Origin of the sequence: Bifidobacterium thermophilum, assembly GCF_002846655.1 — a bacterium.
In the GTDB taxonomy this organism is placed as follows: Bacteria; Actinomycetota; Actinomycetes; order Actinomycetales; family Bifidobacteriaceae; genus Bifidobacterium; species Bifidobacterium thermophilum.
On sequence record NZ_PCGX01000009.1, the window covers coordinates 13,193 to 26,140 of the forward strand.

The 12,948-nt window shown below is 65.5% G+C and carries 14 protein-coding genes and 4 tRNA genes; 11 read left to right on the forward strand and 7 right to left on the reverse strand.

The genetic code is table 11. The annotated features are described in order from the left end of the window. The first annotated feature begins 483 nt into the window (after nucleotides 1-483). The gene (locus tag CQR48_RS05020; RefSeq protein WP_101452233.1) at nucleotides 484-1,245 is read left to right on the forward strand and encodes a nucleotide-binding protein; all 762 of its coding nucleotides are present in this window, start codon (nucleotides 484-486) and stop codon (nucleotides 1,243-1,245) included. Beyond that, the gene (locus tag CQR48_RS05025) at nucleotides 1,242-1,709 is read left to right on the forward strand and encodes a hypothetical protein (protein ID WP_101452234.1); all 468 of its coding nucleotides are present in this window, start codon (nucleotides 1,242-1,244) and stop codon (nucleotides 1,707-1,709) included. The genes CQR48_RS05020 and CQR48_RS05025 overlap by 4 nt, the downstream gene beginning before the upstream one ends. On the opposite strand, the gene CQR48_RS05030 is transcribed toward CQR48_RS05025, so the two are convergent. Both CQR48_RS05030 and CQR48_RS05035 read right to left on the reverse strand, forming a co-directional pair. Beyond that, on the reverse strand, nucleotides 1,644-2,504 hold the full coding sequence (locus CQR48_RS05030; RefSeq protein WP_101452235.1) for a hypothetical protein: 861 nt from the start codon (nucleotides 2,502-2,504) through the stop codon (nucleotides 1,644-1,646). The two genes, CQR48_RS05025 and CQR48_RS05030, sit on opposite strands and share 66 nt — an antisense overlap. A 23-nt stretch (nucleotides 2,505-2,527) precedes the next feature. Then, on the reverse strand, nucleotides 2,528-4,843 hold the full coding sequence (locus CQR48_RS05035; protein ID WP_101452236.1) for a hypothetical protein: 2,316 nt from the start codon (nucleotides 4,841-4,843) through the stop codon (nucleotides 2,528-2,530). A 70-nt stretch (nucleotides 4,844-4,913) separates the two neighbouring features. On the opposite strand from CQR48_RS05035, the gene CQR48_RS05040 reads away from it, so the two are divergent. The 9 genes from CQR48_RS05040 (at nucleotide 4,914) to CQR48_RS05085 (ending at nucleotide 10,514) form a co-directional block, all read left to right on the forward strand. Further along, nucleotides 4,914-5,960, forward strand: a complete 1,047-nt coding sequence (locus CQR48_RS05040) for a DNA polymerase III subunit beta (protein WP_101452237.1) — start codon at nucleotides 4,914-4,916, stop codon at nucleotides 5,958-5,960. Nucleotides 5,961-5,971: 11 nt separating this feature from the next. Continuing rightward, nucleotides 5,972-6,352 (forward strand): hypothetical protein, encoded by a 381-nt coding sequence (locus CQR48_RS05045; protein ID WP_101452238.1) that lies wholly within the window; start codon nucleotides 5,972-5,974, stop codon nucleotides 6,350-6,352. 153 nt (nucleotides 6,353-6,505) lie between these two features. Continuing rightward, the gene (locus tag CQR48_RS05050) at nucleotides 6,506-7,489 is read left to right on the forward strand and encodes a hypothetical protein (RefSeq protein ID WP_101452239.1); all 984 of its coding nucleotides are present in this window, start codon (nucleotides 6,506-6,508) and stop codon (nucleotides 7,487-7,489) included. Beyond that, nucleotides 7,474-7,680, forward strand: coding sequence for a hypothetical protein (locus CQR48_RS05055; protein WP_101452240.1), 207 nt, complete (start codon nucleotides 7,474-7,476; stop codon nucleotides 7,678-7,680). Before CQR48_RS05050 ends, CQR48_RS05055 begins: the two co-directional genes overlap by 16 nt. Beyond that, nucleotides 7,677-7,871 carry a hypothetical protein gene (locus CQR48_RS05060; RefSeq protein WP_101452241.1) on the forward strand — a complete coding sequence of 65 codons (195 nt, stop codon included), beginning with the start codon at nucleotides 7,677-7,679 and terminating at the stop codon, nucleotides 7,869-7,871. Before CQR48_RS05055 ends, CQR48_RS05060 begins: the two co-directional genes overlap by 4 nt. A 14-nt stretch (nucleotides 7,872-7,885) precedes the next feature. Beyond that, on the forward strand, nucleotides 7,886-8,284 hold the full coding sequence (locus CQR48_RS05065; RefSeq protein WP_101452242.1) for a hypothetical protein: 399 nt from the start codon (nucleotides 7,886-7,888) through the stop codon (nucleotides 8,282-8,284). A 410-nt stretch (nucleotides 8,285-8,694) separates the two neighbouring features. Next, the gene (locus tag CQR48_RS05075) at nucleotides 8,695-8,895 is read left to right on the forward strand and encodes a hypothetical protein (protein WP_101452244.1); all 201 of its coding nucleotides are present in this window, start codon (nucleotides 8,695-8,697) and stop codon (nucleotides 8,893-8,895) included. 119 nt (nucleotides 8,896-9,014) lie between these two features. After that, entirely contained in the window at nucleotides 9,015-10,265 is a 1,251-nt protein-coding gene (locus CQR48_RS05080; protein WP_143252493.1) for a toxin glutamine deamidase domain-containing protein, read from the forward strand. Nucleotides 10,266-10,280: 15 nt separating this feature from the next. Further along, the gene (locus tag CQR48_RS05085; RefSeq protein ID WP_101452246.1) at nucleotides 10,281-10,514 is read left to right on the forward strand and encodes a hypothetical protein; all 234 of its coding nucleotides are present in this window, start codon (nucleotides 10,281-10,283) and stop codon (nucleotides 10,512-10,514) included. Between the two features lie 61 nt (nucleotides 10,515-10,575). On the opposite strand, the gene CQR48_RS09140 is transcribed toward CQR48_RS05085, so the two are convergent. The 5 genes from CQR48_RS09140 to CQR48_RS05105 all read right to left on the reverse strand — a co-directional run bounded on the left by CQR48_RS09140 (nucleotide 10,576) and on the right by CQR48_RS05105 (nucleotide 12,890). After that, nucleotides 10,576-10,644, reverse strand: a tRNA-OTHER gene (locus CQR48_RS09140). A gap of 2 nt (nucleotides 10,645-10,646) precedes the next feature. Further along, a tRNA-Trp gene (locus CQR48_RS05090) sits at nucleotides 10,647-10,717 on the reverse strand. A 24-nt stretch (nucleotides 10,718-10,741) separates the two neighbouring features. Further along, a tRNA-Gly gene (locus CQR48_RS05095) sits at nucleotides 10,742-10,813 on the reverse strand. Between the two features lie 57 nt (nucleotides 10,814-10,870). Then, nucleotides 10,871-10,943 (reverse strand) — tRNA-Arg (locus tag CQR48_RS05100). A 612-nt stretch (nucleotides 10,944-11,555) separates the two neighbouring features. Then, nucleotides 11,556-12,890, reverse strand: a complete 1,335-nt coding sequence (locus CQR48_RS05105) for an RNA-guided endonuclease InsQ/TnpB family protein (protein ID WP_101452247.1) — start codon at nucleotides 12,888-12,890, stop codon at nucleotides 11,556-11,558. Between the last annotated feature and the right edge of the window lie 58 nt (nucleotides 12,891-12,948).

The window sequence follows — 12,948 nt, forward strand, 5'->3', positions numbered from 1 at the left end:
CGCAAACCCCCCGAGAAAAACCACGCCCCCTTGCAAACCCCGACTGCAGACAACAACGACAAACCACGACACCAATCCGCATATCCAATCAAACGCAACAAACACCCACATCACAAACGCAACACCACCCACTCACAAACACATTCACCCGACAAACGCAACACACCACTCACGCAACACCCCACTCACGCAACATCACCAACCAAACGCAACACAACCAACAAACACAACACCCCACTCACCAACACAATCACCAACATCAAGCAACAACCAGACGACACAGCAAACCAAGAAAACGGAAAACAACAAACCAGCCAACCATCATCAACACACATACAATCAGGAAAACAAGCAATCAGAAACCAGAAAACTAGCAACACAAGCCAAAACATCAACTAATCATCAAGGCGGGGAAAACCGGGAAAATGCAAAAAAGCGGCAGAAGCACGCCTCCCGCCACCGGTTTCCGCATAGCCGGACCATATGAATCATCTCGCGCCCGTCACCTTCGTCACCGGCGGCTCCGGCGGACTGGGCAAAAGCACCACCGCACGCGCCATCGCCCACGCCCTGGGGCTCCGCCGCATGCGCACCGTCCTCATCGACGGCAACCCCGGCCAGCAATCCCAACGCGCCTTCCTCAAAATCCGCACCGGCGGCCTCGAGGACGCCGCCCTCGACAGCCTTCCCAATGCGCTCGTCATGCCCGGCCAGACCCACGCCGCCTACGCGCTCCTCCCCGGCCCCGTCGACCCCAGGCGCGGCGACCTCGTCACCCTCTACGGGAGCGCCATCACCGCGCTCCAAACCTCCTGCGACATCATCATCGTCGACGCCGACCGCGTCGACCCGACCCTCTGGGCCACCCCCACCACCTTCGCCGGCGGCGTCATGCGCCCCATGATCGACCTGGGGCTCGCCCGCATGATATTCATCATTGGTTCCACCGGCAGCCAGGTCGACGACGGGCTCGACGCGCTCGCCGCCATCCACCAGCCGCAACGCGTCCTCGCCCTCGCCCAATGCGGGCAGCTCGCCAAACCCCGTCCCGAGGCCGGGTGGCGGCAGGTCACCGCACCCGTCGCGCACTTCGGCGGCACCTGCCAATGGGACAAGACCAGCACCCGTATGCTCGACCAGGGCCGCTCCGGCTACCCCGCCGGGGCCGAACCCGACTGGCTGGTCCACGCCTGCCTGTGGGCCGGCGGCCGCAAGGCGGACTTCATGAAGGGACGCAAACGGTGAACCCGGTCGCGGCCGCCGCGCAGGCGCGCGCCGAATGCCTGGCCGAACTGCGACGCAAAGCCGACCGGGGCGACACCGACTGCCTGCCATGGCTCATCGCCCGCACCGAACAGGACCCCAGGCTCCTCGCCATCCACGTCTGGATGGTCGACCAGGCGGTCTTCGGCGCGACCCGCTTCGTCGCCCGCCGTCACGTCGCCCAGGCCTACGAGTGGTGCCGGCCGGTTTCGCCGGGCGGCCGCAAGCCCAGGACCGCACGCCGGCAGCACCCGTTCCGCCCCGCGACCGCGACCCTGGGCTGGCTGCTCGACGGGCGGACCGGCGGCGCCAGGCTCACCGCATGGCTGCTCGCCGTCGGGCTCGGCCTGGGCTTCCGGCTCGACCCGCCCGACCCGTACTCACACGGACAGGCGGGCGACGACCGTGCCGACGGTACGCCACGCGCGGATATCCCCGCCCAGTGAATCCAATTCCCGACGCAGCGCCGCCCCGTCCACCCGGCGTGGCGACGCCAACTGGGTGGGCGCCCACAGGCTCATGAGCCGCCGGTAGCGGGGCGGCGTCATCCTTGCGGCCAACGCGAGCGACCCCTGGGGCAGCGGGGACAACAGGAGCGCGGCCACGTCGCCAGGCTCCAGATGCCGGTACTCCGGATTGTCCAACACCGTGCCGGCGATCATCGCGGGCACGATATCCACGCCGAGACGCGCGACCCGCGCGCGCATCGCCTGCGCCTGCGGCGGGTCGGGGCGCAGCACCCACAGCCGCGGGTGCGCGTCGAACAGGCCGGGCGTGACCGGCACCAGGGGGCGGGTGCCCGCCAGGTCGAACACGGTGAGCCGGTCGTCCCCGTCTTCGCCCATCGTCTCGTAGCTCGTCGTGTCCCGGACCTGCGGGTGGAGGACGCGGCGCGCGTTCCGGTGGCTGATCGTGTACGTGGTGCGCCGCACCCACCCGCAGAAACTCCAGTCGGGCTGCGGGTCGAGGATGTTGCCCGGATTCCATTGCGCCGGATTCGACACGATGGGCGTGCCCGTCACCTTCTCGACCATGCGCGGCCGCGTGTATTCGATCATCCGCTCCGCCTGCGCGGGGTTGCGGAACGACTTGCGTATCTCATCCTCGACCATGCGGCTGGACAGCATCCAGTCGACCAGTTGGAGGCGTTGCGGCGAGCCGAACGCGCGCGCCTCGTCCGTCCAGTCGATGGCCTGGACCCGCCGGTCCAGTTCGTCTCTCTGAGCCCTGTTCAATCCCATGCCCGGCGTATATGCGTCCGGCGTCAGGCCGGCTCCCCGTTGTCGAACCACGGGGTGCGGACCACCATCGGCGGCAGCGTATTCCAATCCGCGTCCACCGTCCGCACCAGGAGCATATGCTCCCCCAGAGAGGACACCATGGACGGGTCGACACCCAACGCCTGCCCCGCCTGCGTACTCGAGGCGACCGACCGCATGACGAACGTGCAGCGCGTATCGAAATCCATGAGCAGGCTGAACAGCGACGGGTCGAGATTCTCCGGGAACTGCGTCCCGCATGTCATCTCCACGCCGAACGCGCGACCCTGGGTCCGGCACCAGCGGAACACCTCCGCATTCCCGCCGCCGGACAGCACCTCCGTCATCTCGTCGACGAACACGCGCATATGCCGGCCCGCATCATACCAGCCGGCGCACGACGACTCCATCTGCTCGCGCAGGCCCCGCAACAGGAGCGCGCCCACCAGGCTCCGCTGGTCGTCGCCCAGCGTCGTGTGCGGCGGCTTGACCGTTCCGCCCAGGTTCACGGCGAGCGTCGCCCCGTGCGCGATGACCTGCCGCCAGCCGACCGTCCGCCGTCCCGGCGCGAACACGCCCGGGCACCGGGCGAGCAGATCCATCTTGTTCATCGGCGCGGCCAGACGCTTGACCAGCTCCCCGTCGGAGACGGCGGGCCGGCCCGTCTTCGGGTTGACCGCCCCGTGGAGACGCTCCACCATCGCCTGCACGTCCGGGCCTGGGGCGGCGAGCACCGCCGCATGCGCCAGGGCGCGCGCCGCGCTCACCCCGTCGCCCGCGAGGACGACACGCGCGAACTGGGGCCAGGTGTCCGGCGCGACCAGGCCCGCCGCCCGGCACCGGTCACGGAACCGGGGTTCGGGCATGACGGTCAGGGCCAACGCGACCGCGTCGCGGATCATGAGACGGGACGCGGGGCCGACCTGCTCGTCGCCCAACGCCGCGCGCATAAGGGACGCGAACCGCTCCCCGCGCTCGCCCGGCGTGCCGGGGCCCAGCAGGTCGATCATCGGGGTCGACGGGTCGGCCACATCGACGACCAGAAGCCGGGGCATAAGCCGCTTCAACACGGGAATACTGGACACGCCCTTCGACTCGAACACGACCATCGCATCCCGGTTGGACGCGTGCTCGGACGCCCAACGCTCCAGGCCGTGCATGCTGTTCGACTTGCCGCCGCCCGGCCGGCCCAACAGCACGACCCCGCCGTACAGGACGTTCGACGCCAGGCGCACATCCCGGCCGTCCGCATCCCGGCCCAGACGCGGACCGTCCGCCGTCTCCAAACCGACCGGGCGGACGGTCAGCGCCGCCCCCTGGCTCAACCGGGAGGCGGACGGCCGGGCGAGCGCCGCCAACGCGGTCGGCGGGACCGGCAGTGTGGACCGTTGGAAGGCGTAGGCGTGGACGCGGCGCTTGCGATGCGGGCCGAACGCCTCCAGGTCGTCACCCGAGTTGCGGGTCTTCAAATCCGCGGACTGCGCCTCCCGGTAGCGGGTCAGGCCCCACCAGTGGCGGGGGCGCTGCCAGACGGCCGCATCCCGCGGCGTCAGGGCGAGCCGCGCGACCGCCATGATGAACCCCAGGATCGGGACGGGCAGCACCCAGGCCGGCCAGTTGAGAAGCATGAACCCCGCGAACGCGGCCGCGACCAGGGGGAGCATGAGCGCGACCAGCCCCCACGCGGGCCGGCTCGTGTGGGAGGCGAACCCGGGGGTGACGCCCAGGTCGAGCGCGTTCGCCGCCATCTCGGCCGCCCGATGCGCCCGGCCGCCGTCCCGGTCGCCGACCGACACGCGGCACACGCCGACCCCCGCCTTCTGGAGCTTCGACGTGTCCGGCGTCATGTTGAACTCGTCGCCCAGCCAATTCTTCGACCGGCGCGACTCCAGCCAGCCCATGCGCCGCACGTTGACGACCACCCACTGGCCGGCCGGAGGGTCCAACCGCACGTCGTCATCCTTGTCCGGCTCGTCGAACGCGGTCCGGGAGATGGTCGCGCCCCGCGGCACGAAGGCGTGCGCCCAGACAAGCCCCGCGGGGATGTCGGGCGGATCGCATTCGCGGGCGGTCGCATCCGCCGCCCGCGCCAGCGCGTCCGCCGCCTCCGGGTCCGCCCCGTCGGGAAGGCACAGGTAGCGTCGCGCCCCGTTCGCCACGAGGATGCACCCGTCGTCACGGCGCCACGCCTGGGTCAGCGTGTCGATGCTCGGCCGGGAGGCCAGGCCCAGCCGGGCGGCCGCGTTGGCGGCGCGGCGGCGATACGCGTCACGGTCATCCCCGTCGTCCGGCCGGGGCGCGGGGGAAAGCTCGAACCACATGACAGGCGGCTATGCCGCGGACGCATACCGGTGATTCGGTACATACCAAACGCATGAAAGGACTTGTCGTATGCGACTGCTCATCGGACAACGCGACCTGGCGGACGCCGCCCGCCACATCCTCCCCGTGCTCGACCGGTCGAACCCGGCCCGGCAGGCCGTCACCCTCGACGGCGGCGAGACCATCACCCTGACCGGCACCGGGCCGGGCGGCTACAGCCGTGTCACGCTCGACGGGGACGTGCTCGAGGCCGGACAGGCGACCGTCAACGGGCTGTGGCTCGCCGCCGTCGCCGCCGCCCTGCCCGCCGGGGAGACGACCGTCCGCCTGGACGGGGAGCGTCTGCGCCTGGACGGGGAGGGCGCGAAGGCGACCATGGCGCTCATGAACGGCGTCGAACCGGTCACCCTCCCCGACCTGCCCGCCACGGCCGACCTGGGCGGCACACTGGAGCCGCTCGTCCGCGCCACCGTCCACGCCGCCAGCCCCGACCCGAACCGGCCGGTCATGACCGGCGTGCATATCACCGGCGACGGGCAGACCGTGACCGCGTGCGCGACCGACCGGTACCGGATGGGCATGTGGACGGGCGACCTGCCGCTGGACGGGGAGGCCATCATCCCCGCCCCATGGCTGACCCGCGTGAAGACCATGACCCGCCTGGGCTTCGACGACCATTGGGTCGTCGCCTCCGACGGGACGGCCACGGACGCGACCGTCGTCATCGCCGGCGAATTCCCGCATGTGGAACGCACCATCCCCGACAAGGCGAACGTGGCCGCGACCCTGCGCTTCGACCGGGCCGCGTTGGCGGACGCGGTCCGCGGGTTGAAATCCCTCGACTTCACGGGCGGCAAGACCGGCATCCTGTTCCGCCGCGACGACACGGGCATGACCCTCGCCCTGGACGGCGCCGACCTGGACGGCGACCGGCATGTCGACGCGGCCGTCGACGGGGATTGCGACGAGCTGCGGCTCAACGCCCAGTACCTGCTCGACGCGCTCGGCGCGTTGGACGGCGACGAGACCGCGTTCTACCTGCCCGACGGGCACAAGCCCATCCTCATCGAAGGCTCGGGTCCGGTCCTCCAACTGGTCAGCCGCATGATGCTGTGACGGGGGCGCCCATGACCATATCAGTGCCGTTGCACACGTTCATGGGGTTGGACTCCGGTCGTCTGCTCGCCGTCGGCATTCTCTTTGGCCTGGCCCTGCTCGCCCCCGGCGCCATCGTGTTCGCGGACGGGCTGCTGCGCCGTCGCACCCGTGCGGCGGTGGGGGCTGCGCTCATCGCCGTCGGCCTGACCGTCGGCGTCTGCGCTTTCGGCGCCTCCCGGACGCTTCACGCCGCCGACATCCACGGTTTGACCCAGGCCGGCCTGACCGGCGTGGACTGGCAGCCGCTTGGCACGGAACACCGGGTCACGTACACGCGCGACGGGAGAATCCGGCACGGGACGATCCGGCTCGGCGACAAGGCCGTCACCCTGACCGAAACAGCCGACTGACAGAACGCGGCGGAACCCCTTCGGGTCCCGCCGCGTTCGCATAACCGCCGGCCCCGGCTTCACCCATGCCCTGAACGCGGACCTCTCCCCCGGCAAGAACAGTGCGGGACGCATGATGCAGGCAGGCAAAAACCACCCCGACAAGGAGACACGATGAACACGCTTACCATCCCGCAGAAACTCGAAGCGCTGCAAGCAGTCGTCGGCAATCCGGACATCGGCCGGTATGACATTCCTTACCATTTCTACGTGGACGAGATCATCGACGACCGCACCCCATGCCGGCCGACCGAACGGGGACAAGCCCTCTGGGAACGATTCACCAAGCATCTCAACACCGGGTACAAGAAGCTCACCACAGGGGAACGCCTGTTCTGGCTCACCACGTACACGGGCGAAAACCAGCCGGACGACACCCAACTGTTGGACATCATCCGCACATCCACGTCAAGCGAAGTCCGTGAAGCCGCCGCCACCCATTACGCCGCCCACCACCATGAGCATGACGTGACCGACAAGTGGCGTCATGTCATCGCGGACATTCTCCGTGGCGTCGACCAGGACAGTGCGACACTCGCCGAAATCGTCGCCCCCATCGCCGACGAACAGCTCATCCGCGACACAGAAGACGGTAAGGTGGTAGCGGCATGGTTGGACACCCATCCCGAGGCGAGTGACGACATCATCCATCACTGGCTGATTGACGGCTGGGATGGCGTCGTCGGCGCGACCATCCAATCCATCGACCCGACCCGCCTCCCGCATATCGACATCCCGGAAATCCTCGACGCCCCGCACTCTCTCTCCGAATGGACGCGCACCTCGTTCGCCAGCGTCTCCCGGCATCTCACCGTTCCGCAATTGGAGACTCTTCTCGACCGTGGGATTGCCACGGTGACCGACATGCTGATTTACAGCGGCCCGTTCACGGACGAGCAGTGGAGACTGTTCGACAAGCGTAACCATGAGGCCGTGGAAACCGCATTGTGGGAGTACCGGCGGCATGTACGCGCCCTATGGAAGGAGAGCAGCCGGCTCTTCACGGATCCGACCGGCGGTTTCGCCACAAAAGTGGAAGAGAGCTGCCTCAAACCGAAAGAACAAGAACAGAAGGCGGACGGATGGACGACCATGTGAACCATACCATCGGGAAGCCCGTCATGCTATCCGACCGCGACATCAAAGAGCGCCGCAAAGTGTTGGAACAGCAATACGGGAGCGAGGCGACCCTCCGCAGGACGCAGATGCGGGGCACCATCAGTGGGGACGAGCTGCTCGCCTTGCGACGATTCGACGACCTCGACTACTTGGAAGGAGCCCGGCCATGAGCTACCTGCCCGCCGCGCATGGCTGCCTGACGGCATTCATCCTTGTCTGCGACCGGTGCGGCCGGCCGTTGAAGATCGGGAACGGTTCGCATTGGCTGTCCCGGGGCATCGCCGACCATGTCGTCTTGACACACGACTGGAAGATTGCCGGTACGTCAACCGGCACGCTGCATATGTGCCCTGATTGCTAAGAGAAGGAGGAACAATGGGTTTTCGGAAATCAACGCGATACACGCTGAAATGCGACATGTGCGGACAACCCTACCGGGAGGAAGGCGCCGCCCGTCCGGCCGTGGATACGAGACAGAGTCTGCTCGACCGCGCTACGGCGGACGACTGGCAGGCCAGCGACGATTATACCAGCGACGACTATCAGTATTGCCCGGAACACTGGCACGTCACCTGCCGGAAATGCGGAAAAAGCGCGGTCGCCCCGCTCGACCGACTGGAACAGGACGGATGGGTCAACGCCGTGCCCGGACCCCTGCCCGCCCGAAAGTATGGGGACGTGCGGCACGACCTGACCTACGCGCCCGGCTGGGGGGTCGCATGCCCCCAGTGCGCGACATGGTACGAGTATTGGGGTGAGGAGGAACGGCGATGAGTTTCCAGTCTGTGGAACGGTACACGTTATGCTGCGATTATTGTCAAGCCTGCTTTTGCGGCCGGGATTGGCCGAACCGTCCGATAGTCGGCACCAAACACCAGCTCCTGCGGGAAGCCCGAAAAAACGGGTGGCAGATCGGCGGGCAGACCGCCTACTGTCCGAAGCATTGGCATGTCACTTGTGTGAAGTGCGGGCAACATACCATCGCCTCCCGCAATCGCCTGAAACGCGCCGGATGGTTGCCGGCCGTGGAAACGACCGGCGGGTGGCGCGCATCAGGCGGCGCTCTGGTCGGCGACCGGCTGTTGTGCCCCGAGTGCGCGGCGAAGCATGCCCGGCCTCCCGTATCGCCGCATCGCGCTTAGTGTGCGCGTGAACCCGTTGTCTGTTTGATAGAAAGGATACCCATGAGTTTCTTCGATGATGGGGACAGCAACCGGCGGGAACCTCAAACTCCAACCGTGGATGATGTTCAGTCGGAACCACAGGAACCACAGGAGCCACAGGAATCGCCGCTCTGGGATCTTGTCCCTCTTTGTTGGTTTGTGTTGGCGTTGTTGTTGTTTGTTGTTGTGATGGAGAATTGGAGTGCGATTATAGGCGGGTAGAGCGCATGTAGGAAAATGTAGGCGAATGGCTGTTGTGCCCCGAACATGCGGCGAACCATGCCCGGCCTCCCGTGTCGTCCCGCGCATAGTCGAAAGGACTACGCGGGAAAGGAGTCGCTATGAGACAGCCTCGGAAACCGATGGGGTCGCCGGGAGGCACCGGCGGCCGATTCGATGTCATGCCGGGAAGCGGGACAAGTGACCTGCCAAACATGTCCGCCGCCGCACGCGCCGTCGCCATGCTGAACAAGCGTCGCCAGACCGCACGGCAGGCGGAACGCAAGACGGAAAACCCCCAGGTGACGGTCGAACCGAAGCGGAAGCCGAAAGCGAAGCCCACTCCGAAGCCGGAACCCAAGCCCATCCCGGAACCAGAGTCGAAGCCTATCCCGAAGCCGGAGCCGAAGCCGGAAGAAAAGCCCGAAGTATCCACCATCAGTTTTGAAACCCCGGACGGCCTCAAAACCACCACTTTCGCCGACGGCACCCGCCGCCGGCATGAACGGCAGGACACCGGCGACACCACTCCGGCCGTCCACCCGCTGCTCGACCAGTACCGCACCCTCCCGCCACGCGACCACTTCGACGGCATGACACCCCAGGACGTCAACCCCGGATACCAGAAGGAAATGGAAAACCTCCTCAACCGCGCCATCAAAAACCACAACCCCAACCTCATCAACGCCTACAACCCATGGAACTGCAACTGCCAGCGGGCCGTCGTCGCCGCAGAACTCCGCATGCGCGGATACGACGTGAACGCCGTCGGCAGCGGACGACGCATGGTCGACAGCCAACCCGTCGACATCGCCGACATGTTCCAAACCAAAGACCGGTATCAACGCCGGTTCAGCGACAAATACGCGAGCACCGCAACCATGAGCCGAACCATGCTCGCCAAATACCCGGTCGGCAGCCGATTCTTCATCACCGGCATGCAAGGCCACCGCAAAAAAGTCGGGCACATCTGGAACGCGGAAATCATCGCCGACCAGACCGCCCCGGGCGGAAAACGACTCGTCTACTACGACATGCAGAAACCGCTCGCGCAGAACATTTTCGACGGAACCAAATACGAGTCGTACTTCCACGAAAACTTCCAATACCGACAGGAGCGCAGTGGAAGCAGTGACGAAGACCGCACCGACGCGTACTCCAGGGACTTCCACAACGTCGCCTATCTTCGCGTGGATGACATGGAACCATGCGACCGTATCCTCGACGGCGGCATATACGGCGTACCCTACTGTGAGCCGGCCGGCCGGAAAACCCAGTGGACGAAAAGCAAACTGGGTCACGTCAACCAGGACATCGACCTGTGGGATACCTACAGAAGAAACCGGGAATACGCTTTACGGAGCGTCGACTAGAAAGGAACACGCATCATGGCCAGCACGTTGACCGAACAGGAGGCCCGTAAGGCCGCCGAACCGCTCATCAGCCGGGAATACCAGGATACCGTGGATTACGATCCGGATTCCGACCTGTGGTATATCGGCAGGGACGGAGGGAATTTCACCATCATCGTCCATCCGGACAGGCGATTGGAGATCGGCCCCACGTACGGCGGCATCCTGTTCCCGGAAGACCTTCCACTCCCGCCCGACGGGAAGGCGTGACAGCCGCGAAAAAGCGGGGTGCCGCCCGACGTTGCTTCCCGCCGCCGGACGGCGCCCCTTGTGCGTCGGACGGGACTCGGACCCGCACACCCAACCGGACATGGGATGCTCCCGGTTACATCACCGACGCGGCACGCCGGGCGGGATTCGGACCCGCATGGACGGTGTTGGAGACCGCCGCACTGCCGTTGTGCTATCGACGTGGAGACGCCCTATGCGGGCGTCGGAGCGGTGTACGGGAGTCGGACCCGCGTCTGCGGCTTGGGAAGCCGCCGCACTGACCGTTGTGCGAACACCGCCTAAGGCCGGGGGATATAGGAGGAAAGGAGTCGGAACAGCACCGGACCCCGGCCTCGTGCCTTGGATGGGATTCGAACCCACGACCTTCCGCTCCGGAGGCGGACGCCCTATCCGCTGGGCGACCAAGGCTTGGCGTCCGGACATATGCGTCCGGATGCCGGCGCGCTGACGGGAAACGGTCCATAGGAGTGACAACCTGTCCCGCCATCGTTCCCCGGACTGGAATGACGGGCCGGGCCGGGGCGGCGTTGACGCGCTCGACCACCGGTATGCGTCCCGCACGCCGAACAGGGGTGCCGGGGCGCGCTGGCGGGGTCACGGCCGGGCAATTGAGAACCCGGCTCGCCCGCCATCGTTCCCGCCGGGAAAGGTTTACAGGAACCCGGCAGGCGGCGTTGACGCGCCCGACACCGGGCTATATGCGTCCCGCATGCCAGACAGAGAAAGGAAACGCCCCGCCAAGGCATCGATGCCCTGGCGGGGCGTCCCATGGGCGGGTGAGAAGGGGAATAGCCCGCCGCACGGCCATACTATGCGGGAAAGGCCGGGCGCCACCTATGGCCGAAGGGGCGCCCGTGCGCTGACGGGTCTAGGCGGGAAGAAAGTAGGAAAACCCGCTCGCCGCCATCGTTCCGGCGCGGGAAAACCCGGCCGGCGGCGTTGACGCAACCCGCGATATGCGTCCCGACAGGGAAGACCCGTCGGGGGCACGCTGGCTGGGTCGCTGACGCGGGAAATGAACTACCGTGAGACTGAAGCCGTCACGGTTTCCTGTTTCGCCGAACGCATGGAGAACATACGCAGATTGTCCGCGTATGACTCCGATGCGTTCTCCACAGGCTTGTATTCCCCTCGTTCCAAGGGTATTTTTTCTGCATACTTGGATTGTCCCATCCACACCATGGTCTGGGCTGCCTTGATGTCTCTGGGTGCCGTGTACCCACAATTGGCGCACTTGTATATGCGTTGCCTGAGTGGGATTCTGGTCTTCACCCCGCAGATAGGACACAATTGCGTGGTCGGCTCCCACTTGGAGAGCACCACCACCTGCCCCGTATGGCGGATCAGTCTGTTCTTGACACGACCGAGGACGCTATGTTGGATTTTGCGCCCATAACGGCGGTGCCATGATTTGACCTGTTCGTCCTGCATGAAGACAACCTCATTGCGCAGCAGTTCCGCGGCTATCTTGTTGGCGGCGTCGTCCAGTCGATTCTGCTGTTTCATATACGCCCGACGGATTCTCATGCGATTGCATTGCCGGTTGTTCGACCCCTTCTTCTTGCGGGACAGTTTTCGTTGTTCCCGTTTGAGGCGGTCGGTTTCTTCAACCATGACATCGTATTCCGTTCCGTCCGAGCATGTGATGGCGGTCTTCACGCCCATGTCCAGCCCGATAACAGTATTCTTCATCGGCGCTAGTTTCTTGGCTTCGCGCCGCTTGCGGTATTCCTCCTTGTCCATGTAGCAGGTGACGTGCAGATGCCACCCGTCCGCTTCACGGGTGAGAACGGCCTTCGCCTGTTCCCATCCCTCCAGTTGCCTGACACCGCGCACGCGAACCCAGCCGGGGATGTTCTGCATCCTCGCCTTTTGCCCCCGTATGCGATATGTGGTTTCCGGTTGGGGAAGCCCGAGCGACTTGACTTCGCTTGTGAACCCGACTTCGCCTACCTTGCGGCCTTGTTTTTTGAGAGTGGCAAGTGTTTTGATGTTGGAGCGGACGGTTTTGACGAGGGACTGTTTCATCTGGGAGCCGAGCACGCGGTATTCCCGTTCATCCATGGCGCCGTCCTTGGTTTTGACTAGGACGGTTTTCCTTGGCTTATAGGAGAACGGGTCTCCGCTGGCGATGCATTCGTTCCACAGCCATTTCGCTTCCAAGAACACGCGGGCCAATGCCTCGCGTTGGGTCCGGGATAGTTTGTTGCCCACGATTTTCAGGTCGAACGTGGAGCAGGTTTGGGTTTTCCTTTTGGCTTTGGTCGCCTTGATGGACTCTCTGATTCTGCGGTTCTTGTCCAGTCTTGCTTCTTCGGAGGTTTTGCGTGGCGAGCCGATGAGAGTGACCGTCATGCTAACACCTCCGAATTTGCTAAACTGCTGTTAGCATGATTATAGCATAGAGGTGTGT

Excerpts from the sequence above, each read along its gene's own strand:
- CQR48_RS05075 (WP_101452244.1), top strand. The coding sequence starts at position 8,695 with ATGAGTTTCTTCGATGATGGGGACAGCAACCGGCGGGAACCTCAAACT.
- CQR48_RS05060 (WP_101452241.1), top strand. The coding sequence starts at position 7,677 with ATGAGCTACCTGCCCGCCGCGCATGGCTGCCTGACGGCATTCATCCTT.
- CQR48_RS05020 (WP_101452233.1), top strand. The coding sequence starts at position 484 with ATGAATCATCTCGCGCCCGTCACCTTCGTCACCGGCGGCTCCGGCGGA.
- CQR48_RS05085 (WP_101452246.1), top strand. The coding sequence starts at position 10,281 with ATGGCCAGCACGTTGACCGAACAGGAGGCCCGTAAGGCCGCCGAACCG.
- CQR48_RS05055 (WP_101452240.1), top strand. The coding sequence starts at position 7,474 with ATGGACGACCATGTGAACCATACCATCGGGAAGCCCGTCATGCTATCC.
- CQR48_RS05065 (WP_101452242.1), top strand. The coding sequence starts at position 7,886 with ATGGGTTTTCGGAAATCAACGCGATACACGCTGAAATGCGACATGTGC.
- CQR48_RS05105 (WP_101452247.1), bottom strand. The coding sequence starts at position 12,890 with ATGACGGTCACTCTCATCGGCTCGCCACGCAAAACCTCCGAAGAAGCA.
- CQR48_RS05040 (WP_101452237.1), top strand. The coding sequence starts at position 4,914 with ATGCGACTGCTCATCGGACAACGCGACCTGGCGGACGCCGCCCGCCAC.
- CQR48_RS05035 (WP_101452236.1), bottom strand. The coding sequence starts at position 4,843 with ATGTGGTTCGAGCTTTCCCCCGCGCCCCGGCCGGACGACGGGGATGAC.
- CQR48_RS05080 (WP_143252493.1), top strand. The coding sequence starts at position 9,015 with ATGAGACAGCCTCGGAAACCGATGGGGTCGCCGGGAGGCACCGGCGGC.
- CQR48_RS05045 (WP_101452238.1), top strand. The coding sequence starts at position 5,972 with ATGACCATATCAGTGCCGTTGCACACGTTCATGGGGTTGGACTCCGGT.
- CQR48_RS05050 (WP_101452239.1), top strand. The coding sequence starts at position 6,506 with ATGAACACGCTTACCATCCCGCAGAAACTCGAAGCGCTGCAAGCAGTC.
- CQR48_RS05030 (WP_101452235.1), bottom strand. The coding sequence starts at position 2,504 with ATGGGATTGAACAGGGCTCAGAGAGACGAACTGGACCGGCGGGTCCAG.